19 protein-coding genes are annotated in these 20581 nt (G+C 71.7%); 7 read left to right on the forward strand and 12 right to left on the reverse strand.

The window, feature by feature from the left end; all coding sequences use genetic code 11:
• Positions 1-219: 219 nt before the first annotated feature.
• From ACZ6JY_RS13385 to rsmI, 8 genes are all read right to left on the reverse strand, one after another.
• Positions 220-2037, reverse strand: coding sequence for an ABC-F family ATP-binding cassette domain-containing protein (locus tag ACZ6JY_RS13385; RefSeq protein WP_469195415.1), 1818 nt, complete (start codon positions 2035-2037; stop codon positions 220-222).
• Between the two features lie 87 nt (positions 2038-2124).
• Complete coding sequence (locus ACZ6JY_RS13390; RefSeq protein ID WP_469195416.1) at positions 2125-3459, reverse strand: acyltransferase family protein; 1335 nt, start codon at positions 3457-3459, stop codon at positions 2125-2127.
• A gap of 85 nt (positions 3460-3544) precedes the next feature.
• A complete protein-coding gene (locus tag ACZ6JY_RS13395; RefSeq protein WP_469195418.1) occupies positions 3545-4432 on the reverse strand; it encodes a 4-(cytidine 5'-diphospho)-2-C-methyl-D-erythritol kinase in 888 nt (295 codons plus the stop codon).
• The gene (gene rsmA, locus ACZ6JY_RS13400) at positions 4429-5301 is read right to left on the reverse strand and encodes a 16S rRNA (adenine(1518)-N(6)/adenine(1519)-N(6))-dimethyltransferase RsmA (RefSeq protein ID WP_469195420.1); all 873 of its coding nucleotides are present in this window, start codon (positions 5299-5301) and stop codon (positions 4429-4431) included. Before rsmA ends, ACZ6JY_RS13395 begins: the two co-directional genes overlap by 4 nt.
• Before the next feature lie 765 nt (positions 5302-6066).
• Positions 6067-7461, reverse strand: coding sequence for a ubiquitin-like domain-containing protein (locus ACZ6JY_RS13405; RefSeq protein WP_469195422.1), 1395 nt, complete (start codon positions 7459-7461; stop codon positions 6067-6069).
• Positions 7462-7583: 122 nt separating this feature from the next.
• Positions 7584-8459, reverse strand: coding sequence for a TatD family hydrolase (locus ACZ6JY_RS13410; protein WP_469195424.1), 876 nt, complete (start codon positions 8457-8459; stop codon positions 7584-7586).
• A 54-nt stretch (positions 8460-8513) separates the two neighbouring features.
• Positions 8514-9011, reverse strand: a complete 498-nt coding sequence (locus ACZ6JY_RS13415; RefSeq protein ID WP_469195426.1) for a hypothetical protein — start codon at positions 9009-9011, stop codon at positions 8514-8516.
• A gap of 197 nt (positions 9012-9208) precedes the next feature.
• Positions 9209-10105: a 16S rRNA (cytidine(1402)-2'-O)-methyltransferase gene (gene rsmI, locus ACZ6JY_RS13420; protein WP_469195428.1), complete on the reverse strand. Its 897-nt coding sequence runs from the start codon at positions 10103-10105 to the stop codon at positions 9209-9211.
• 62 nt (positions 10106-10167) lie between these two features.
• On the opposite strand from rsmI, the gene ACZ6JY_RS13425 reads away from it, so the two are divergent.
• The 5 genes from ACZ6JY_RS13425 (at position 10168) to ACZ6JY_RS13445 (ending at position 17133) form a co-directional block, all read left to right on the forward strand.
• Positions 10168-11907: a dolichyl-phosphate-mannose--protein mannosyltransferase gene (locus ACZ6JY_RS13425; RefSeq protein WP_469195430.1), complete on the forward strand. Its 1740-nt coding sequence runs from the start codon at positions 10168-10170 to the stop codon at positions 11905-11907.
• Positions 11908-12051: 144 nt separating this feature from the next.
• The gene (locus tag ACZ6JY_RS13430; protein ID WP_469195432.1) at positions 12052-13692 is read left to right on the forward strand and encodes a penicillin-binding transpeptidase domain-containing protein; all 1641 of its coding nucleotides are present in this window, start codon (positions 12052-12054) and stop codon (positions 13690-13692) included.
• Positions 13693-13809: 117 nt separating this feature from the next.
• A complete protein-coding gene (locus ACZ6JY_RS13435) occupies positions 13810-15528 on the forward strand; it encodes a penicillin-binding transpeptidase domain-containing protein (protein ID WP_469195434.1) in 1719 nt (572 codons plus the stop codon).
• Between the two features lie 187 nt (positions 15529-15715).
• Positions 15716-16285 carry a YbaK/EbsC family protein gene (locus ACZ6JY_RS13440; protein WP_469195436.1) on the forward strand — a complete coding sequence of 190 codons (570 nt, stop codon included), beginning with the start codon at positions 15716-15718 and terminating at the stop codon, positions 16283-16285.
• Positions 16282-17133 (forward strand): EamA family transporter, encoded by an 852-nt coding sequence (locus tag ACZ6JY_RS13445; RefSeq protein ID WP_469195437.1) that lies wholly within the window; start codon positions 16282-16284, stop codon positions 17131-17133. Before ACZ6JY_RS13440 ends, ACZ6JY_RS13445 begins: the two co-directional genes overlap by 4 nt.
• 138 nt (positions 17134-17271) lie before the next feature.
• Here ACZ6JY_RS13445 and ACZ6JY_RS13450 read toward each other — a convergent pair whose 3' ends face one another.
• Positions 17272-17721, reverse strand: coding sequence for an ATP-binding protein (locus ACZ6JY_RS13450; protein ID WP_469195439.1), 450 nt, complete (start codon positions 17719-17721; stop codon positions 17272-17274).
• On the reverse strand, positions 17721-18002 hold the full coding sequence (locus tag ACZ6JY_RS13455) for a hypothetical protein (protein ID WP_469195441.1): 282 nt from the start codon (positions 18000-18002) through the stop codon (positions 17721-17723). The genes ACZ6JY_RS13450 and ACZ6JY_RS13455 overlap by 1 nt, the downstream gene beginning before the upstream one ends.
• Positions 18003-18247: 245 nt before the next feature.
• Here ACZ6JY_RS13455 and ACZ6JY_RS13460 point away from each other — a divergent pair, with 245 nt between their 5' ends.
• On the forward strand, positions 18248-19099 hold the full coding sequence (locus ACZ6JY_RS13460; protein WP_469195443.1) for a helix-turn-helix domain-containing protein: 852 nt from the start codon (positions 18248-18250) through the stop codon (positions 19097-19099).
• A gap of 25 nt (positions 19100-19124) precedes the next feature.
• Positions 19125-19331: a DUF397 domain-containing protein gene (locus ACZ6JY_RS13465; RefSeq protein WP_469195445.1), complete on the forward strand. Its 207-nt coding sequence runs from the start codon at positions 19125-19127 to the stop codon at positions 19329-19331.
• A gap of 57 nt (positions 19332-19388) precedes the next feature.
• Here ACZ6JY_RS13465 and ACZ6JY_RS13470 read toward each other — a convergent pair whose 3' ends face one another.
• The gene (locus tag ACZ6JY_RS13470) at positions 19389-20060 is read right to left on the reverse strand and encodes a permease prefix domain 1-containing protein (RefSeq protein WP_469195447.1); all 672 of its coding nucleotides are present in this window, start codon (positions 20058-20060) and stop codon (positions 19389-19391) included.
• Positions 20057-20431 carry a PadR family transcriptional regulator gene (locus ACZ6JY_RS13475; RefSeq protein ID WP_469195449.1) on the reverse strand — a complete coding sequence of 125 codons (375 nt, stop codon included), beginning with the start codon at positions 20429-20431 and terminating at the stop codon, positions 20057-20059. The genes ACZ6JY_RS13470 and ACZ6JY_RS13475 overlap by 4 nt, the downstream gene beginning before the upstream one ends.
• Between the last annotated feature and the right edge of the window lie 150 nt (positions 20432-20581).

Here is a 20581-nt window from a genome sequence, read left to right on the forward strand (position 1 = left end):
TTGCCGTGGATCCTGCGGAGCTCCGAAGCCGCCGGACGGCGGCTGGTTGGGCGGCTGAGTCATCAGCGCTTCCCCCTTCACTGATTTTCGGCACGCCAGAGGGTGCTCAGATCAGCCTTTCTATCACCCTGGCCCCGTACCGGACGGGGCCGGTCTCTCCCCTGTTCCCAAGGGAGGACCGGCCCGTGATGCGTCCGTTACGCGACTTCCACCAGAGCTCTACGCGTCTTCCGCGAGCTCCATCCAGCGCATCTCCAACTCTTCGCGCTCGCCGACCAGTTCACGCAATTCGGCGTCCAGTTTGGCCACCTTCTCGAAGTCCGTGGCGTTATCGGCGATTTGGGCGTGCAGCTTGCTCTCCTTGTCGGAGACCTTGTCGAGCTGCCGCTCGATCTTCTGGAGTTCCTTCTTCGCGGCGCGGGCGTCCGCGGCGGAGACGGTCTTCGCCGCGGCCGGCTGCGCGGGGGCCGCCGCCTGGCCCGACGCGGGGGCGGTTTCGGTCATCCGCTGCCGCCGCTCCAGGTACTCGTCGATACCGCGGGGCAGCATCCGCATGGTGGCGTCGCCCAGGAGCGCGTACACCTTGTCCGTCGTGCGCTCGACGAAGAACCGGTCGTGGGAGATGACGACCATGGAGCCCGGCCAGCCGTCGAGCACGTCCTCCAGCTGCGTCAGCGTCTCGATGTCGAGATCGTTGGTCGGCTCGTCGAGGAAGAGGACGTTCGGCTCGTCCATGAGGAGCCGCAGGAGCTGGAGCCTGCGCCGCTCACCGCCGGAGAGGTCACCGACCGGCGTCCACTGCTTCTCCTTGCTGAACCCGAACATCTCGCAGAGCTGGCCGGCCGTCATCTCGCGGCCCTTGCCGAGGTCGACGCGCTCGCGCACCTGCTGCACGGCTTCCAGGACGCGCAGCGTCGGCTTCAGCTCGGCGACCTCCTGCGAGAGGTAGGCCAGCTTCACCGTCCTGCCGACGGCCACCCGTCCCGCCACGGGCTGTACGTCGCCGCCGCTGCGCGCGGCATCGGCCATGGCGCGCAGCAGCGAGGTCTTGCCCGCGCCGTTCACACCGACCAGGCCGATGCGGTCGCCGGGGCCGAGCTGCCAGGTCAGGTGCTTGAGCAGCAGCTTCGGCCCGGCCTGTACGGAGACGTCCTCCAGGTCGAAGACGGTCTTGCCGAGCCGCGTCGTGGCGAACTTCATCAGCTCGCTGCGGTCGCGGGGCGGGGGCACGTCGGCGATCAGTTCGTTGGCCGCCTCGATGCGGAACTTCGGCTTGCTGGTGCGGGCCGGGGCGCCGCGGCGCAGCCAGGCCAGCTCCTTGCGCACGAGGTTCTGCCGCTTGGTCTCCTCGGTGGCCGCGATGCGCTCGCGCTCGGCGCGGGCGAAGACGTAGTCGGAGTACCCGCCCTCGTACTCGAAGACGGAACCGCGCTGCACGTCCCACATGCGGGTGCAGACCTGGTCCAGGAACCAGCGGTCGTGGGTGACGCACACGAGCGCCGAGCGGCGCGTGCGCAGGTGCCCGGCCAGCCAGGCGATGCCCTCGACGTCGAGGTGGTTGGTGGGCTCGTCGAGCACGATCAGGTCCTGCTCGGCGATGAGCAGCTTGGCGAGCGCGATGCGCCGCCGCTCGCCGCCGGAGAGCGGGCCGATGACGGTGTCGAGGCCCTGCGGGAAGCCGGCCATGTCGAGCCCGCCGAACAGACCCGTAAGGACGTCCCTGATCTTGGCGCTGCCCGCCCACTCGTGGTCGGCGAGGTCGCCGATGACCTCGTGCCGGACGGTGGCCTCGGGGTCGAGGGAGTCGTGCTGGGTCAGCACGCCGAGCCGCAGCCCGCCGTTGTGCGTGACCCGTCCGGTGTCCGCCTCCTCCAGCTTGGCGAGCATCCGGATCAGGGTGGTCTTCCCGTCGCCGTTGCGCCCCACGACCCCGATCCTGTCCCCCTCGGACACGCCGAGTGAGACGCCGTCGAGCAGGGCACGGGTGCCGTACACCTTGCTGACTGCCTCGACATTGACCAGATTGACCGCGGCCATTTCACTCCTGACTGGGGGGATCGATCGATCCTCAAGCGTAGTCGCCCGCGGAGGCGGACCGTCAGGTGCTCCAGAGTCCCGGCCCGCTCACCCTCCGTGACCCCCGCGCCCGGCCCGCTCCACGAGCAGCCAGCCCGCGAGGGCCATGGCCACCGCCGCGGGGGCCGTGACGTCGACGGCTATCAGCAGCGCCGTCCGGCCCTCCAGGAGGCCGCCGAAGCCGACCATGGACAGGCCGAGGACGCCGAAGAGGCAGAGCGTGACGCCCAGGGCCGCCGCGGGGCCCGAGGCGGAGCCGGCAGGCCGGGCGGCGCTCGGGCGCTCGAAGCGGCGGAAGAGGGCCACGAGGGCGGCCGTCAGGGCCGCGGCCGCCGCCATGCGCAGCGGGACCTGGGCCCACCAGGGCGCCGAGGCGGGCTCGGGAAGCGGCACGTCAAGGGCGAGCTGCGCCCCGTACACCGCGAGCATCGCCGTCAGGTGCCAGAGGAACGCCGTCATCGAGATGCCGTTGGCCGCGACCACACCGCGCCACACCCGCGGCCGCGCCAGCCACCGCGTCACCGGTCCGCGCAGCAGCTCCACCGCGCCGACCAGCCACAGGCCGTGGCAGAGGAGGGCGAAGGTGGGCGGTGCCATGTTCGAGACGCGCTCGCCGGGCATGCCGACCATGGAGAGGGGATACGGGCCGAGGGCGACGAGCAGGGCGGCGCCCGCGATCCCCGTACCCGCCATGACGTTCGGGTACGGCATCCGCAGCCGGCCGTCGGCCCGCAGGAAGCCGAGCTGGTGCACCGCGAGCCAGACGAAGGCGAAGTTCAGGAACTCCACGTACGGGACGCCGAACGCGAAGCGCGCCACGTCCACCGCGCCCGCGGCCGCCACGAGCGCCCCAAACGCGCCCCAGCCCCACCGCTCGTGCAGCCGCAGCAGCGGCGGCGTGAAGGCGACCATCGCCAGGTAGATGCCGATGAACCACAGCGGCTGCGCGACGAGGCGCAGCGCCACATCGAGCAGCCCGCCGCCCTGGCCGAGGAGTTGCAGGGCGAGCGCCGCAGCGCCCCACACCCCGATGAAGACCATGGTGGGCCGCAGCAGCCGCTTCAGGCGCGCCCGGAGGAAGGCCGAGTAGACGGAGCGCCCCTGCGATCCGCGGCTCAGCGAGCGGTGGGACAGGGCGTGGGAGAAGCCGCCGACGAAGAAGAACACCGGCATGACCTGCAACGCCCAGGTGAGGAGTTGCAGTCCTGGCACGACGGCGAGGAGGTTGCCGACCTCGGCGCGGCCGTCGGCGCCGACGGTCACGGCCGCCATCAGCCAGTGCCCGATGACGACCGTGCCGAGCGAGGCGACGCGCAGCAGGTCGATGTACCGGTCGCGCCCGGAGGGCGTCTTCTCGGCCAGTTCGCGAACGCTTGATCCCATGTACGTACGGTCGCGTGCCGCCGGGCCGGGGCGTCAGCGCGCACATACTCAGATGGCGGTCTGAGTACCCGGCCCGCCCGGGCTCTCAGAGCAGGGTGGCGCCGGGGGCCGGGGAGTTCGCCACCCGTGCCGTGCGGCAGGTGCCGGAGGCGGTGAGGGCGTCGGCCACCGTGCGGGCGGACGCGGCGTCGGCCGTGAGGAACGCCGTCGTCGGCCCGGACCCCGAGACCAGCGCGGCCAGGGCGCCCGCCGCCGTGCCCGTGGCGAGGGTGTCGGAGAGCGGGGGGAAGAGGGAGAGCGCCGCGGGCTGGAGGTCGTTGGTGACCGTGGCGGCGAGGGCCTCGGCGTCGCCCACGCGCAGGGCTTCGATGAGCGCGGGGGACGCCTCGGGGGCGGGGGCGGCCGGGGTGAGCCGGTCGAACTCGCGGTACACGGCGGGCGTGGAGAGCCCTCCGTCGGCCACGGCGAAGACCCAGTGGAAGTCGCCCCCGACCTCCAGGGGCTCCAGCTTCTCGCCGCGCCCGGTCCCGAGCGCGGCCCCGCCGACCAGGCTGAACGGCACGTCGCTGCCCAACTCGGCGCAGAAGTCGAGCAGTTCCTCGCGCGTGGCCTCCGTGCCCCACAGCGCGTCGCACGCCACGAGCGCGCCCGCGGCGTCCGCGCTGCCGCCCGCCATGCCGCCGGCGACGGGGATGTCCTTGGCGATGTGGATGTGGACGGCCCCGCTGATCCCCCGCCGGGCTGCCAGCAGGTCGGCGGCGCGGGCGGCGAGGTTCGTACGGTCGAGCGGCACCTGGTCGGAACCTGGCCCCTCGCAGGTCACCCGGAGCTCGTCGGCGGGGGTGACCGTGACCTCGTCGTAAAGCCCGACGGCGAGGAAGACGTTGGCGAGGTCGTGGAAGCCGTCGGGGCGGGCGGCGCCCACGGCGAGCTGGACGTTGACCTTCGCGGGAACCCGTACCGTCACGCTCACGCCGCGGCCTCCTTGTGCTCGGCGATGCGCGCGAACTCCTCCACCGTCAGGGCCTCGCCGCGCGCCTGGGGGGAGACCCCGGCGGCGACCAGGGCGGCCTCCGCGGCTGCCGCCGAGCCGGCCCAGCCGGACAGGGCGGCCCGCAGCGTCTTCCTGCGCTGCGCGAAGGCGGCGTCGACGACGGCGAAGACCTCACGCCTCGACGCGGTGGTCTTCACCGGCTCGGCACGCCGCACCAGCGAGACGAGACCCGAGTCGACGTTCGGGGCGGGCCAGAAGACGTTGCGGCCGATGGATCCGGCGCGCTTCACCCGGGCGTACCAGTTGGCCTTCACGGACGGCACCCCGTACACCCGCGAGCCGGGGCCCGCGGCGAGCCGGTCGGCGACCTCGGCCTGCACCATCACCAGGGTGCGCTCGATGGTCGGGAAAGTGTCGAGCATGTGCAGCAGTACGGGTACGGCGACGTTGTACGGGAGGTTCGCGACCAGGGCGGTCGGGGCGGGGCCCGGCAGCTCACCCACCAGCATGGCGTCACTGTGCACCAGGTCGAAGGCGCCTGCCTCGTACTTGTGCGGGAGGCGGGCCCGGATCGTCGCGGGCAGCGCGCCCGCGAGTACGTCGTCGATCTCCACGGCGGTGACGTGGGACGCGGTCTCCAGCAGGGCCAGCGTCAGGGAGCCGAGGCCCGGGCCGACCTCGACGACGACGTCCTCGGGGCCGACTTCCGCGGTGCGGACGATGCGGCGGACGGTGTTGGCGTCGATGACGAAGTTCTGGCCGCGCTGCTTGGTCGGGCGTACGCCGAGGGCAGCGGCCAGTTCGCGGATGTCGGCGGGGCCGAGGAGGTCGCCGTGCTCAGTGCTCACGCCCCAAGGTTACGGTCCCTGGCCCCTGGGCCTCACCCCCGTCTCCTCCGCCCCCGTGGTATCCCCTACCCCGCCGCTCCGCGACGGATGTCCCCCACCCACCCACCCGACACCCTGCGGCGAGCGCGCAGCGTCCGGGGGGGGGCGGGACACTCCGCGGTGAGCGCGTGAGCGTCCCGAGGGGGGGTGGGGCACTCCGCAGTGAGCGCGTGAGCGTCCCCGGGGGGGGGTGGGGCACTCCGCGGTGGACGCGCGAAACATCGGAGGGTGCGGGCTCTCCGCGGTGAAACGTGAGCGGCGGGAGACGGGGGGCGCTCCGCAGTGGACCGTGAACGGCGGGAGACAGGGGCGCTCCGCGGTGGACGCGTGAGCGTCAGTCGGCGTCGAGAGGGGCACCTCTCGGTGGACGCGCGAGCGTCGGTCGGCGTCGAGGGCACCACGCGGTGGACGCGCGAGCGTCAGTCGGCGTCGAGGGCACCACGCGGTGGACGCGTGGGTGGGCGGAGGGCGGCTCGTGTGGGCGTGGGCCGTTGCGGGTTGCGGGTGGGGTCGATACCGGAGGGGACGTGTCGGTATGTCTGCCCGGAGCACGGTACGCACGGCTTCGGGGATCCGAAGTGGCCGTTCGGTCACGCAGGCGATAGCGAGGACGGACATACCGGCGCGGCCCCGCCCCAAAGACCATCGAGGCACCACGACGGCGAGACGCCCAAGGCACGGCGGCGCACCACGACGGCGAGAGGCGGGGGTGACCGGCAGTGAGTGTCAGCCGTGTAGGCGGCGGCCGCAGTGGGGCCAGGGGGTTGCGCCTCGCTGTACGTACAGTTTCTTCGCGCGGTACGTCTGTTCCGCGGCCGGCGCGTCCTGAGGGCGGCCCGAGCCGCCGAGGGAATGCCAGGTATGGGTGTCGAACTGGTACAGGCCGCCATACGTCCCGGAGGCGTCGACCGCGTCCGCCCGCCCGCCCGACTCGCACCGCGCCAGCGAATCCCAGTCCAAGCCGTCCGCCCCGGCCACCGACGCCGGCTGCTGCCTCGTACCCACCTTCACGATCTGCCTCCGCGGCTCACGGACGACCTCGGAGCCGATCTGCCGCGGCCGCTGCTGAACCCCGTTGACCGAACGCAACGCGTACGTCACGCGCCGCGTACCCACCTGCCCCGCCTGCGCCACGACCTCCGTACCGCGAAAGAGCGAGGCATCCTCGATCCGCTCCACGTCGAAGGGGATCACCTCCTCCCGGGTCTCCCGCGAACCGGTGATCCGCATGACGGTGACCGTCTGCCCGTCACGGGGAAAGCTGTCGGGCGCGACCGAGGTCGTGTCCTGCCCCCGCAGCGTCACACCGGACTCCGCGACAGCCTCCCGGACGGTCGCCGCGTTCGTACGGATGATCCGCTCCCGCCCGTCGGCCATGATCGTGACGGTGCGCTCGGTACGGACGGCCAGTTCGAGGCCCTCCCGGTCGATGCGCCGGCTGCGCGAAGCCGACAGGTGGGCCCCTTCCGCGCGCACACCGAGCTGCCGCAGGGCACCGTCCACGGTCCGGGCGGTGGTCCACACCTCGCGCCGTTCACCGTCGAGGGTGAGCCGGAGGGGCCGCCCGTAGCGGACGGCGACCTCGTCGCCGCTGGCCAGCCCCGTCTCCGAGGCGGGCGCGACGATGTCGTGGCTGCCCACGACGACGCCCTCGTCGGCGAGGAGTTCCCCCACGTCGTCCGCGAAGGTGTGCAGGGTGCGCGGCTCGCCGTCGACGCTGAGCCGCACGTCCTTGTCGCTCGCGACGAACGCGGAGGTACCGCCCGCGAGGAACGCGACCACGAGCGCCTGCGGCACGAGCCGCCGCAGCTTCTCGGGGCGAGGACAGCCGCCGAAAAGGTCTCCGGAGCCCCCGAGACCCGCGACCCCCCTGGCCGCCCTCCGCCGCCGCGCACCCCGCCGGGCCTCGGCCCGCCCGCCGGCTCGCCCACCGGCCCGCCCGCCTCCAGGTTCCAGCCCTCCAGAGGCCCCCGGCACGGACGCCTGCCGAGGCAGAAGCCCCTCCGTCGGCACGTCTTCGGGAACCCCGTACGAACCCCCGTATGGCCAAGGTTCATAAGACGCGTATGGCGCTTCATACGTCCCGTACGTCTCGTAGGTCTCATACGGCGAGTTGCTCACGATGACGCTCCAGAGGTCCGAACCGGGCTGACAGAACCTAGCCGAGCTCTCGTCACTCTCCAAAGCGAAATCGTCACCCTGTGTCGCCATCCGGCCAGCAGCAGGCCGGACCCTCTACACCCTCAGTAACCAAATGCGCGCGCACTGTTCGCCGAGACCGCCGCGGCCATGGCGTCCTCGTCGATGCCCCGGATCTCGGCCATCGCCCGCACTGTGACCGGAATGAGATACGGCGCGTTGGGCCGTCCGCGGTACGGCGCGGGCGTCAGGAAGGGCGCGTCGGTCTCCACGAGGACGAGTTCCAGCGGGGCGACGGCCAGGGCGTCCCGCAGCCCCTGCGCGTTCTTGAACGTGACGTTGCCCGCGAAGGACATGAAGTAGCCGTGCTCGGCGCAGACCTGGGCCATCGCCGCGTCACCGGAGTAGCAGTGGAAGACGGTGCGCTCCGGGGCGCCCTCCTCCTTCAGGATCCTCAGGACGTCGTCGTGCGCCTCGCGGTCGTGGATGACGAGGGCCTTGCCGTGCCGCTTGGCGATCTCGATGTGGGCGCGGAAGGAACGCTCCTGGGCGGCCATGCCCTCGGGGCCCGTGCGGAAGTAGTCGAGGCCGGTCTCGCCCACGCCCTTGACGTGCGGCAGCGCGGCGAGCCGGTCGATCTCGGCGAGCGCCTCGTCGAGCGCGGTGTCGCCGCCCGCCTCTCGCTCGCCCTGCCGCGACCAGCCGTCGGGGTCGCCGAGCACGATGCGGGGGGCCTCGTTCGGGTGGAGGGCGACGGTGGCGTGCACGCTCTCGTGCTCGGCGGCGGTCCGCGCCGCCCACTGCGAGCCCCGTACGTCGCAGCCCACCTGGACGACCGTGGTGACCCCGACCGCCGCGGCCTTGGCGAGGCCCTCCTCCACCGTGCCGGCCTGCATGTCGAGGTGGGTGTGGGAGTCGGCGACCTCCACCCGGAGCGGTGCGGGCAGCGGCGGCGGTACGTCGGCGTTCTTCGAAGGCATGCCTCGATCCTACGAAGCCGGCCCTCGCTCCGAGGCGGACGGCTTACGGACGGCTCACTGCCCCCTGCGGTGGGCGAAGGGATGCAGCAGGTCCGAGAGGTGCCACGGATGGCGCCCCCGCCCCTCAGAACCCCCGGAACCCCCGGAGCCCGCGGCCGCACTGGCCCCCACCGGCTCGACCGGCCCGGCCTGCTTCCCCACGCCGCCGGCCTCACGGCCACCGCCCCCACGGCCACCGCCCTCCCGCTGCCGCCGCATGCAGTCGAGCACTGAGGACACCTGCCCCGCCCGCATGATCCGCACGACATGGCCACCGCAGTTGAGACAGGTGGGACGGGACAGCGGCGACGGCACGTGCCGCCCGTCCGCCAGGTACCTCACGAACTGCTGGCCCTGGCCGTCCACGTGATGCTCGATCTCGTAGGACTGCTCCCAGCCGTGCCCGCAGCGCATGCAGGCGAAGGCATACGACTCCTGAACGACGTTGAGCGCCGTAGCGGGGTTTGTCGCGGGGCCCGTGATGGGCTGGCCGGTATCTGCGATCTCACTCATGCCAGTGCTCCTCTTGCCCGTGGGACAAGCACTGCCGGATGAGGGAGCGGCCCTGGACCCGGCAGCCTGGGAACGGGTACGTCCCTTCAACCAGTGGACGCTTTTCCCCGAGCCGGCGCATCAGGTCTGTCGAGCATTGGAGCCGATTTAACTATTTCATGGCAGAAATGACTGGTGCGCGGCTCACGCTTTGCCTTTCACGATAGTCCTTTGCCCGCTGATGGGCCGCTCCGATCCGCATTCTTTGCCGCCACGACCGCATCGAAGACCTCACGCTTGGGAAGGCCCGCCTCCGCGGCGACGGCGGCGATCGCCTCCTTGCGTCGCTCCCCCGCCTCCTCGCGCACGCGCACCCTGCGCACCAGCTCGTCGGGGCCGAGTTCGCCGGCGCTCTTCTCGGGGGCGCCCTCGACGACGACGGTGATCTCGCCGCGCACTCCGTCGGCGGCCCACTCGGCGAGCTCCTTCAGCGGACCCCGCTTGACCTCTTCGTACGTCTTGGTCAGCTCGCGGCAGACGGCGGCCCTGCGCTCGTCGCCGAACGCCTCGGCCATCGCGGCGAGCGTGTCGTCGATGCGGTGCGGTGCCTCGAAGTAGACCAGCGTCCTGCGGTCGTCGGCGACCTCCTTCAGGCGCGCGAGCCGCTCGCCCGCCTTGCGCGGCAGGAAGCCCTCGAAGCAGAAGCGGTCGACCGGCAGGCCGGAGAGGGCGAGCGCGGTGAGCACGGCCGAGGGGCCCGGCACGGCCGTCACCCGGATGTCCCGCTCCACGGCCGCCGCGACGAGGCGGTAGCCGGGGTCGGAGACCGAGGGCATCCCGGCGTCCGTCACCAGGAGCACCCGCGCGCCGCCCGCGAGGGCCTCGACGAGTTCGGGCGTGCGCGCCGACTCGTTGCCCTCGAAGTACGACACGACGCGCCCGCCGACCTGCACGCCGAGCGCCTGCGTGAGGCGGCGCAGGCGGCGGGTGTCCTCGGCGGCGACGACGTCGGCCGCCTCCAGTTCGGTGGCGAGACGCGGCGGGGCGTCGGCGACATCGCCGATGGGCGTGCCCGCCAGTACGAGGGTTCCGGGTGAATCTGCGCTTCCTGTCACGGATCCATCCTCGCAGGGCCTGCGGGCGGGACTCGCACAGTCGGGTTCCCTACGATGGCGCGGTGACCAGTACCGCGTCTTCCCCGGACACCCGCGAGGGCCAGCAGGCCGAGGAGCAGCAGCTCTCGTGGCAGCGGCGGCTGCGCCGATTCGGGCACGTGGTGCGGCCGGGAAGGGACGTGTCGGCGCGGCTCGTGCCCCCGTACACACAGCCGGGTCCCCGGCTGTGGACGGCGCTCGGGGTGTCGAGGACGGGCGCGGACAAGCTGGTGCGCTGGTCGGCCTGGCTCGGGCCGCTGCTCGTCACGCTGGTCGCCGGGGTGGCGCGGTTCTGGAACCTCGGCAATCCGAAGGCCGTGATATTCGACGAGACGTATTACGCGAAGGACGCCTGGGCGCTCATCCACCGCGGCTTCGAGGTCAACTGGCCGGAGAAGATCAACGACGACGTGCTGCGGCAGGGCGGTGACATCGCCATCCCGCACGAGGCGGCGTACGTGGTGCATCCGCCGGTCGGCAAGTACGTGATCGGCGTCGGCGAGTGGCTGTTCGGCTTCGACCCGTTCGGCTGGCGGTTCATGACGGCGGTGCTCGGCACCCTGTCCGTCCTGATGCTCTGCCGGATCGGGCGGCGGCTCTTCCGCTCCACGTTCCTCGGCTGCCTGGCGGGCGCGCTGCTCGCGGTGGACGGCCTGCACTTCGTGATGTCCAGGACCGCGCTGCTCGACCAGGTCCTGATGTTCTTCGTGCTGGCCGCCTTCGGGTGCTTCCTGATCGACCGCGACAAGGCCAGGGCGCGGCTCGCCGCCGCGCTGCCGGTCGACGGGGACGGGATCGTACGCCCGGACGTGGAGGTCGCGCAGACGCTGCGCCTGGGGTGGCGGCCGTGGCGGTGGGCGGCGGGTCTCTGCCTGGGCCTGGCCTTCGGGACCAAGTGGAACGGCCTGTACGTGATGGTCCTCCTCTGCCTGATGACGGTCCTCTGGGACGTCGGGGCGCGCCGCGTCGCCGGCGCGGCGCACCCCTACCGCGCGGTCCTGCGCAGGGACGTGCTCCCGGCGTTCGTCTCGACGGTGCCGGTGGCCCTCGCCACGTACCTCGTGTCCTGGCTCGGCTGGATCCTCTCGCCGAGCGACGGCTCCGGCGGCTACTACCGCGACTGGGCGGCGACGGCCGGCCGGGGCGGGGACTGGACGTGGCTGCCGGACTGGCTGCGCAGCCTGTGGCACTACGAGCACGCGGTGTACGAGTTCCACGTCGGCCTCTCGTCGCCGCACACGTACCAGTCCAACCCCTGGAGCTGGATCGTCGACGGCAGGCCCGTCTCGTACTTCTACGAGTCCCCGGCGCCCGGCCGCGACGGCTGCCCCGCGGACACCACGGAGAAGTGCGCCCGCGAGGTCCTCGCGCTCGGCACGCCGCTGCTGTGGTGGGCGGCGGCCTTCGCGCTGCTCTACGTCCTGTGGCGGTGGGCCTTCCGGCGCGACTGGCGGGCCGGCGCGATCCTGTGCGGGGTGGTGGCGGGCTATCTGCCCTGGTTCTTCTACCAGGAGCGGACGATCTTCTTCTTCTACGCGGTCGTCTTCGTGCCGTTCCTCTGCCTGGCGCTCGCGATGCTGATCGGCGCGGTCCTCGGCCCGCCGGGGTCCGGCGAGCGGCGCCGCGTCGTGGGAGCCGCCGCTTCGGGCGTCCTGGTCCTGCTCATCTTCTGGAACTTCATTTACTTCTGGCCGATCTACACCGGCCATTCCATTCCCATCGACTCCTGGCGGTCACGGATGTGGCTCGATACGTGGGTCTGACGGACAGAACCGGTCACCCGCATTCCAGGATGGACACCTTCGGGTAACGGCCGACCCGTGCTTCCCCACCGCCCCATTAGGGTCGATCACGTATGACCTTTCCGAAAATACTTCGGAAAGGCTCCTGGGGAGGGGATCGCAATCGTGCGCAAAGGAGTCAAGGTCGCGCTGGTCGGCGGAGTCTTCGCCGTCATGGTGGGGGGCGCGGGGTACGGCACGTACAACCTCGTGAACGGCCTTTCGGGCAACGGCGGTTCCGCCGCGGGATCGGGATCGGACGGTACGGAGGTGCGGTCGGGCCCGCTGTCCGACGCCGAGGTGCGCGAGACGTCGAAGAAGTTCCTCGCCGCGTGGGCGGAGGGGGACGCCGGGCAGGCCGCCGGGTACACCAACAACCGCGAGGCCGCCAAGCTCGCCCTGACCGGCTACCGCGAGGACGCGCACCTGACGAAGGTCAAGCTGACCCCGAAGCGGGCGGCCGGCGAGAGGGTCCCGTTCGCCGTGTCGGCCACGGTGTCGTACAAGGGCAGGAGCAAGCCGCTCGCCTACGACTCCGAGCTGACCGTGGTGCGCGGGAAGACCACGGGGCGCGCCCTCGTCGACTGGCGGGCGTCGGTGGTCCACCCCTCCCTGGAGAAGGGTGACTCCCTGGCCACGGGCGAGGCGCCCACCCCGCCCGTCCGGGCGGTGGACCGCGCGGGCACCGTCCTGAGCAAGAAGGCCAACCCCTCGCTCGGCCCGCTCCTCGACGAGCTGCGGCGGCGGTACGGGGACAAGGCGGGCGGCACCCCCGGCGTGGAGCTGTACGTGCGGCGCGAGGGCTCCGAGGATGCCGTGCGCACCCTGCTCACGCTCTCCGAGGGCAAGCCCGGCAAGCTGCGTACGACGCTGAGCGCGGGCGTGCAGAAGGCCGCCGAGCGTGCGGTGCTGCGGTACGACGAGTCGTCCGTGGTGGCGGTGCGGCCGAGCACCGGCGAGGTGCTCGCCGTCGCCAACAACCGCAAGGACGCCTTCAACGCGGCGTTCGAGGGCAAGGTGATGCCCGGCTCGACCATGAAGATCGTGACGGCGGCGATGCTGATCGACAAGGGTGTCACCACGGCCGGCGGCACCGCGCCGTGCCCGCCCAGCGCGACCTGGCAGAGCCACACGATCAACAACCTCAAGGGGCTGGCACCGGACGAGTCCGCCACGTTCGCGGACGACTTCGCGCGCTCCTGCAACACCGCTTTCGTGAAGCTCATCGACGAGGACGGCGTCACGGACTCCTCCCTCACCGAGGAGGCGCAGGACAAGTTCGGTCTCGGCAGGGGTGACTGGAAGGTCGGCCTGCCGTCCTTCGAGGGCTCGGTGCCCGCGTCGCCGGGGCCGGACCGCGCGGCCAACGCCATCGGTCAGGGCCAGGTCCAGATGAGCCCGCTGGCCATGGCGTCGGTGACGGCGACGGCGAAGACCGGCACGTTCCGGCAGCCGGTGATCGTGCCGCGCTCGCTCGACGGCCGCGACCTTGCCACCGCCGACGGTCTGAAGGCGTCCACGGTGGCCCAGCTTCGGCAGATGATGCACCGCACGGCGGTGAGCGGCACCGGGGCGCGCGTCATGGCCTCGCTCGGCGGGGACACCGGGGCGAAGACGGGTTCGGCGGACGTGGACGGCCAGGAGAAGTCCGACAGCTGGTTCACCGGCTACCGGGGCGATGTCGCCGCGGCGGCCATGACGCAGCGGGGCGGGCACGGCGGCGACGCGGCGGGGCCGATCGTCGCCGACGTACTGCGAGCAGGGTAAAGGGCCCGCCCGGGGGCCGTCAGGCCGGGCGGCGAAGTGGTCAAGGGCTTCTCCGTGCGCCTCTAAGGTTGCTTTCGGTTGAGGAGCTTGGGGGCTCTGGGGAACAGCGGAGGGTTTGTGGGCAAGCGAAGGCGCGCCAGCGAGCGCAGAAGCGTCGGCATCAGGGGCGGAAGGGTGCACCCCGGTGTGCTCGGCGGGGCGGCGGCCGTCGTCGTGTGCGGGGTGGGGGCCGCGGCGTTCGCGCTCTCCGGCGCGGCGGACGGTCCTGGCGACGACGGGAAGCAGGTGGCCACGGGGCCGCCGACCGCGGCGGAGGTCCGCGCCACCGCGCGGGGGTTCCTCGCGGCATGGGCGGAGGGTGACGTCGCCAAGGCGTCGGCGCTCACGGACGACCGTGCGGCGGCGAAGGAGGCCCTGACCTCGTTCCGCGAGGACGGGCACTTCACGAAGGCCGTGCTGACGCCGGGCAAGCGGTCGGGCGCCGAGGTGCCGTTCAAGGCGGCCGCCACCGTCTCGTACAAGGGCAAGAGCAAGTCCTTGGCCTACGAGTCCGAGTTGACGGTCGTGCGCAGGAAGAGCGACGGGAAGACGCTGGTCGGCTGGCGGCCCTCCGTGGTGCACCCGGAGCTGAAGGAGGGCGACCGGCTCGTCACGGGCGAGGCGGGCGACCCGCCGATCAAGGCCGTGGACCGCGACGGCGGCGAGCTGACGGCGGCGAAGTACCCGTCGCTGGGCACGGTCCTCGACGGGCTCAGGGAGAAGTACGGCAAGAAGGCGGGCGGCAGGGCGGGCGTCGAGCTGCGCGTGGTGCGGGCGGACGACGAGAAGCCCGCCAAGTCCGCGGACGGGTCGGCGAGCGTGAAGAAGGACGACGCGGAGTCGGCACCGGACAAGACGCTCCTGACGCTCTCCCCCGGCACGCCCGGCACGCTGAAGACCACGTTCAGCCCGTCGCTCCAGGCGGCGGCGGAGCGCGAGACGGCCAAGCGGCAGCGGGCGTCGGTCGTGGTCGTCAAGCCGAGCACGGGCGAGATCCTGGCCGCGGCCAACTCCAACCCCACGGGGTTCAACGTGGCCTTCCAGGGGTCGCTGGCGCCCGGCTCGACGATGAAGGTCGTCAGCGCGTCGATGCTCCTGGAGAAGAAACTCGCCGGGGTCGACAAGAAGCACCCGTGCCCCAAGTACTCGACGTACGGCGGCTGGAAGTTCCAGAACGACGACAAGTTCCAGATCAAGGGCGGCACGTTCCGCGACAGCTTCGCGCGCTCCTGCAACACGGCCTTCATCAGCCAGGCGAAGAAGCTGGAGAACGACTCCCTGACCAAGCAGGCGCAGGACGTCTTCGGGCTCGGCCGCGACAACTGGTCGATCGGTGTGCCGACCTTCGACGGCGCGGTGCCCGTGCAGTCGCAGGCCCAGATGGCGGCCTCGCTGATCGGGCAGGGCGGGGTGCGGATGAACCCGCTGAACATGGCGTCGGTGGCGGCGACGGTGAAGTCGGGCACGTTCCGGCAGCCGTACCTGGTCTCGCCCGACATCGACGACCGCGAGCTGGCGACGGCGCCGCGCAAGATGTCGGGTGCCACGGTCTCGGCGCTGCGCGAGCTCATGCACCACACGGCGGTGGCGGGTACGGCGGTCAAGCCGATGTCGGGCCTCGGCTCCGACATGGGCGCCAAGACCGGCTCGGCGGAGGTCGACGGCCAGAAGAAGCCGAACGGCTGGTTCACCGCGTACCGGGGCGACCTGGCGTCGGCGGCGGTCGTCCAGCAGGGCGGCCACGGCGGCGAGTCGGCGGGGCCCGTGGTGCGGGCGATGCTGTTGGCGGGGGACTGAGGGGGCTGGGGGCGGCTTCGCCCGCGGGGCGGGTGGGCTCCGCGTCCCGGGGCGGGTGGGCTCCGCGTCCCGGGGCGGGTGGTTCCGGGACCCGGGGCGGGTGGTTCCGCTCGCCACCGGGGCGGCGTGTCCGCTATACGGATACGTGGTCGCATGCCCCGTACACGGACCGCTAGCGTGCGGGGGCATGAGCGCTACTGAATCCGAGCCCGCCGAGTCCTCCGGCCCCGCCGAGGCGTCCGCGTCTTCCGCGTCTTCCGCGTCTTCCGCGGCGTCCGCGGCGCACCCCCGTTTCGCCGCCGCCCTGCGCGAACTGGGCCTGGCCGAGCTGCTCGGCCGGGTCCGCCGCTTCCCCGAGCAGACCCGTACCGCACAGGAGGCCGCGGCCGCCGTGGGCTGCGAGTTGAGCCAGATCTGCAAGTCCCTGATCTTCGCGGCGGACGGCGTACCGGTCCTCGTCCTGATGGACGGCGCGTCCCGCGTCGACCTGGAACTCGTCCGCGGGGAACTGGGCGCGGAGAAGGTCACGCGGGCCAAGGCGGACGTGGTCAAGGAGACGACGGGGTACGCGATCGGCGGCGTCCCGCCCTTCGGCCACGCGAACCGGACGAGGGTCCTGGCCGACCGCTCGCTCCTCCGTCACGACGAGGTGTGGGCAGCGGCAGGCACCCCTTATGCCGTCTTCCCGACCGACCCCAAGACGCTGATCGCCCAGGCGGGCGCCACGCTGGTGGACGTGCGCGAGACGTCCGAGTGACCCCCCTCGTGGCGTCGGCGGTCCTGCTGGCCGCCGTCACGCACGCGTGCTGGAACGCGATAGCCCACCACATCACCGACAAGCTGGTCGGCTTCACGCTGATCTCGGGCGGCGGCCTGCTGATAGGTGTCCTCCTCTCCCCGTTCGTCCCGTTCCCGGCGGCCGGGGCCTGGCCGTACCTGCTCATCTCGGCGGCCGTGCACGTCGGCTACTACGCCCTGCTGATGCGTTCCTTCAAGCTGGGCGACTTCGGCCAGGCGTACCCCATCGCGCGCGGCACGGCACCGCTGGTCGTCACCGTCCTCGCGGCGGTCTTCGCGGGCGAGATCCCCGACGGCTGGCAGGCGGCGGGCGTGGCGGTCTCGTGCGCGGGGCTCACGGGTCTCGCGCTGTGGGGCATACGGGGTTCAGGGCGCCGCCCGGACTGGCCGGCGCTCACCGCGGCCCTGGCCACGGGTGTCTCGATCGCCGCGTACACGGTGGTGGACGGCCTCGGCGTCCGGGCCTCCGGCTCCTCGATGGGCTACATCGCGTGGCTGATGATCCTGGAGGGCGTGGCGATCCCGCTCTACGCGGCGTGGCGCTGGCGCGGCGAACTGTTCCCCCGCCTGCGCCCCTTCGCGAAGGTGGGCCTCCTGGGCGCGGCCCTCTCGGTGGCGGCCTACGGCCTGGTTCTCTGGGCCCAGACCAAGGCGGAACTGGCCCCGATCAGCGCCCTGCGCGAGTCTTCGATCATCGTGGGCGCGGTGATCGGCGCGGTCTTCTTCAAGGAACGCTTCGGAGCGCCCCGGCTGGTCGCGGCGGGCTTGATGGTGGCGGGAATCGGCCTGATGCTGCACGCGGGCTAGCCGCCGCGGCTACCGGCTGAGGCAGCGGAAGCTTCGCCGTCCGGCGGCGCCAGCGGCTGTTTCGGCTACCGGCCACACCGCGGTGGGGCGGGCGGTGCGCCACGAGCCGCTTGGCCGTGACGCACCCCCACCCCTCCCCTACGTTCCGTTCACAGGCCCCGGCGCCGAGACCTCCGCCCACACCGCCTTCCCCGGCCCGGTCCGCTCGGCGACGCCCCACCCGTCGGCGAAGGCCTCGACGAGGAACAGCCCGCGTCCACCGCAAGCTTCCTCGTCCGGCAGGGGGAGCACTCTCGGCAGCTCCCAAGCGGTGTCATGCACCTCGATCCGTACGCCTCCGGCCATGCGCAAGTAACGGGTCTCCACCTCTCGCCCCTTCGGAACCGTCCCGTGGACGACGGCGTTGCCGAACAGTTCCGACAGGACCAGCAGTGCGGCATCCTCCGCGTTGCTCAGGTCCCAGACCGCAAGGGCTTTTCGCAGGGTCTCCCGCGCCCGGCCCACCGACCGAGGGTGCCGTGGCCACCGCAGCACGATGGCACCACCCGACCCTTCCCCGGCTTCTCCGTCACGCTCGCCGGTCGCCATCAGGCCACCCTCAGCCCATGAATGGACCGGGGCCCGACATCGACGCCGTGCACGGCCAGCCACAGCGCCCGCCTGCGCTGGCGCTGCAACCGCAGTTCGTCGGCCACGAGGTAGGGCCGGACGAGCGCGTTGTCCTCGCCGCGGAGTACGTCCAACTCGACGTAGAGCGGCAGTTGAACGGTTTCGGCGGACGGGCGGGTCAGCTCCTCCCTGTGACGCCCCGTCGCCGGAAGAAAGAACCGCAACATCGGATCGATGAGGCGGGCGATAAGTTGGGTCATGTCAGCGCTCCTCCAAGCGTTGGCCACGCCCCCGGACCGCTGCAACGGTCGCGGGGGTCCCTGTCTCCGCTGCGGCCACGCGGCCGCTTGGTCACCCTGTGGCAATTGGACCATCACAGCGAGCGACCGACGCCAGAGTGCACTGGAAGCAATTCGAACCGCAACCGAACTACCTGGAAACATTTCGGCGCCTCCACACGGCGCTCTAACCTGGTGGCCGCAACACAGCGTGCAAGGGGGCTCACATGTCACAGCCACGACCTACCGTCCGCCGACGCCGCCTCGCCTCACTCCTCGTCGGACTACGCGAGGCGGCAGGGAAGTCGATGGAAGAGGCGGCGGAGCGGATCGGGTGCCACAAAACGAAGATCAGCCGCATAGAGAACGCCAGGCTCGGTATCTCGCTGGGTGAGTTGCGGGACCTGCTCACGTTCTATGGCGTCGTCGACACCTCGTACGTCGAGGAGTTGGTGGGCTTGGCACGGCGGAGCGGAGAGCGGGGGTGGACGCGAAACCTCGGAGCGACGTTCTCGTCGTACGCCGACCACATCGACTACGAGCAGACGTCCGACTACATCCGCTCGTACCAACCCCTCCTGATCGCCGGACTCGCACAAACCGCCGACTACGCGCGCGAGTTGTACCGCAGCAACCCCGAAATGTTGAGCAGCTCCCAGGTCAACGACCTGGTGGACACTCGCATGCAGCGTCAACAGATCCTTGAGACGGATGACGCTCCCAGGTTTGCCGTCATCCAAGGAGAGGCGGCACTACGTGCTCATGTCGGTGGCGCAAGCGTCATGCAGCCGCAGTTGAACCGGTTGTGCGTGCTCGCCGAGCGTCCCAACATCGAGGTTCAAGTACTTCCGCTCAACGCTGGGGCTCACGCGGGCCTGGTGGGCGCGTTCGTCCTTTTCGGGTTCCCTACGCCGGCCTTCTCCGACGTGGTGTGCGTCGAGCACGTCACTGGCAGTTTGCACATGGAGACCGAGGAGGAGACCCGACGATATACGCTCGCCTTCGACTCGTTGCGTTCGGTGGCTCTGAGCCCTGCGGCCAGTCTCGACCTGATCCAGCAAGTCCGGCATGAGCTGTAACTATCGGGAAGACGAGGTACGTATCATGCTTGCCCCCGAACTCGGCGACGTCATATGGCGCAAGAGCAGCTACAGCGGTGGCGGCTCCTCCGGCGGTGATTGTGTGGAGGTCGCCGAACTGAGCCACCACACGGCCATCCGTGACAGCAAGAACCCATGCGGACCCGCTCTCGCGTTCACGTCAGGCGCTTGGCACGGCTTCGTCTCGCAGCTCAAGTCTCAGGCCAGGTAGAACACCCGGCGGCGAAGGGCGGGTGAAGGGCGATCGCGCCGAGTAGCCGCCCCGGCGTCAGCCGGTCATTGGCTCCGTGGGGGTCAGGCCCACGCAGCGGCGGCAGGCCCGTGCTGAGGTTGCCACTACCGCGTGGGAAGCCGCTGCCAGGGTGCCCGCCGCCGCCAGGAGGGGCCAGTTCGTGGCCAGGGCCGCGGCGATCGCGAGGGACAGGGTCGCCACCGCCATGGCCGCGCTCGCCGTGGTGCCGGCCCAGGCGACCGTCAGCGGCAGGTGGTGCGGCGTGGGCAGGCGGCGGGCGAGGGTGCCGGTGGCGGCCAGGGTCGCCGCCGCAAGCAGTGCCGCCAGCGTCGCGAGCAGGGCCAGGTGCGCTGCGAGCGTCTGCCAGGCCAGGGCCTGGGGGTCCCCCGTGCGGGACAGGTGCCAGCAGGTGAGCAGGAAGGGTGCCGTCAGCGCGACCGTGCGGGCGGTGTGCCGCGCCTGGGCGATGGTCAGTTCGCGTTGGCAGACGGGGGCCAGTTCCTCGACGGTTCCGAACTCCCGTACCGCCAGGCGGGCCGCCTCCTCCTCGGGCATGCCGTCCTCGCCGAGCGCCTCCGCCGTGTCCACCAGGCCGTCGCGCATCTCCTCGACCAGGCGGGACTTGGCCTTCGCCGGGCCCCGCAGAGCCGCCGTCAACTGCGCCACGTACTCGTCGATCGGGGCGGGGCGCCGGACCGTCGTACTCATGTGGCCAGGCCCGGCTGCGCGCCGAGACCGGGGCCGGAGCCAGGGCCGGAGCCGGGGTTCAGCACCGAGCCGATCGCCGCGGTGAACTCCGTCCAGGCCGCCCGCTCCCCCGCCAGGGTCGCCCGCCCCGCGTCGGTCAGTTCGTACGCCCTGCGGCGCCGCTCCCCCGCCGCCGACTCCCAACTGCTGCTCAGCAGACCCAGCCGCTCCAAGCGGTTCAACGCCGGGTAGATCGTGCCCGTACGCAGCTCCAGCGCGCCGCCGCTTCGGCGCTGCACCGCCGCGATGATCGCGTAGCCGTGCAGCGGGCCGGGTTCCAGCACCGCGAGCAGCAGTCCGTCGAGGTGCCCTCGCACCGCATCAGCCTTCATGGGTAGGCAGCCTACACAACGCACCCGTAGGCAGTGTATGTATTGGTAGCCAACATATGCGGCGTCGCACCTCGCGGCACCGCATCTCGTGGTTCCGCATCTCGTGGTTCCGCATCTCGTGGTTCCGCCATGCGCCCACGCGTACGTCCC

The organism is Streptomyces sp. NPDC046335 (genome assembly GCF_055587985.1).

Bases quoted from the DNA above. Each gene is read 5' to 3' on its own strand.
- ACZ6JY_RS13415 (WP_469195426.1), bottom strand. From the start codon at position 9,011: ATGAGTGAGATCGCAGATACCGGCCAGCCCATCACGGGCCCCGCGACA.
- ACZ6JY_RS13390 (WP_469195416.1), bottom strand. From the start codon at position 3,459: ATGGGATCAAGCGTTCGCGAACTGGCCGAGAAGACGCCCTCCGGGCGC.
- ACZ6JY_RS13410 (WP_469195424.1), bottom strand. From the start codon at position 8,459: ATGCCTTCGAAGAACGCCGACGTACCGCCGCCGCTGCCCGCACCGCTC.
- ACZ6JY_RS13440 (WP_469195436.1), top strand. From the start codon at position 15,716: ATGAGCGCTACTGAATCCGAGCCCGCCGAGTCCTCCGGCCCCGCCGAG.
- ACZ6JY_RS13385 (WP_469195415.1), bottom strand. From the start codon at position 2,037: ATGGCCGCGGTCAATCTGGTCAATGTCGAGGCAGTCAGCAAGGTGTAC.
- ACZ6JY_RS13460 (WP_469195443.1), top strand. From the start codon at position 18,248: ATGTCACAGCCACGACCTACCGTCCGCCGACGCCGCCTCGCCTCACTC.
- ACZ6JY_RS13450 (WP_469195439.1), bottom strand. From the start codon at position 17,721: ATGGCGACCGGCGAGCGTGACGGAGAAGCCGGGGAAGGGTCGGGTGGT.
- ACZ6JY_RS13470 (WP_469195447.1), bottom strand. From the start codon at position 20,060: ATGAGTACGACGGTCCGGCGCCCCGCCCCGATCGACGAGTACGTGGCG.
- ACZ6JY_RS13455 (WP_469195441.1), bottom strand. From the start codon at position 18,002: ATGACCCAACTTATCGCCCGCCTCATCGATCCGATGTTGCGGTTCTTT.
- ACZ6JY_RS13475 (WP_469195449.1), bottom strand. From the start codon at position 20,431: ATGAAGGCTGATGCGGTGCGAGGGCACCTCGACGGACTGCTGCTCGCG.
- ACZ6JY_RS13465 (WP_469195445.1), top strand. From the start codon at position 19,125: ATGCTTGCCCCCGAACTCGGCGACGTCATATGGCGCAAGAGCAGCTAC.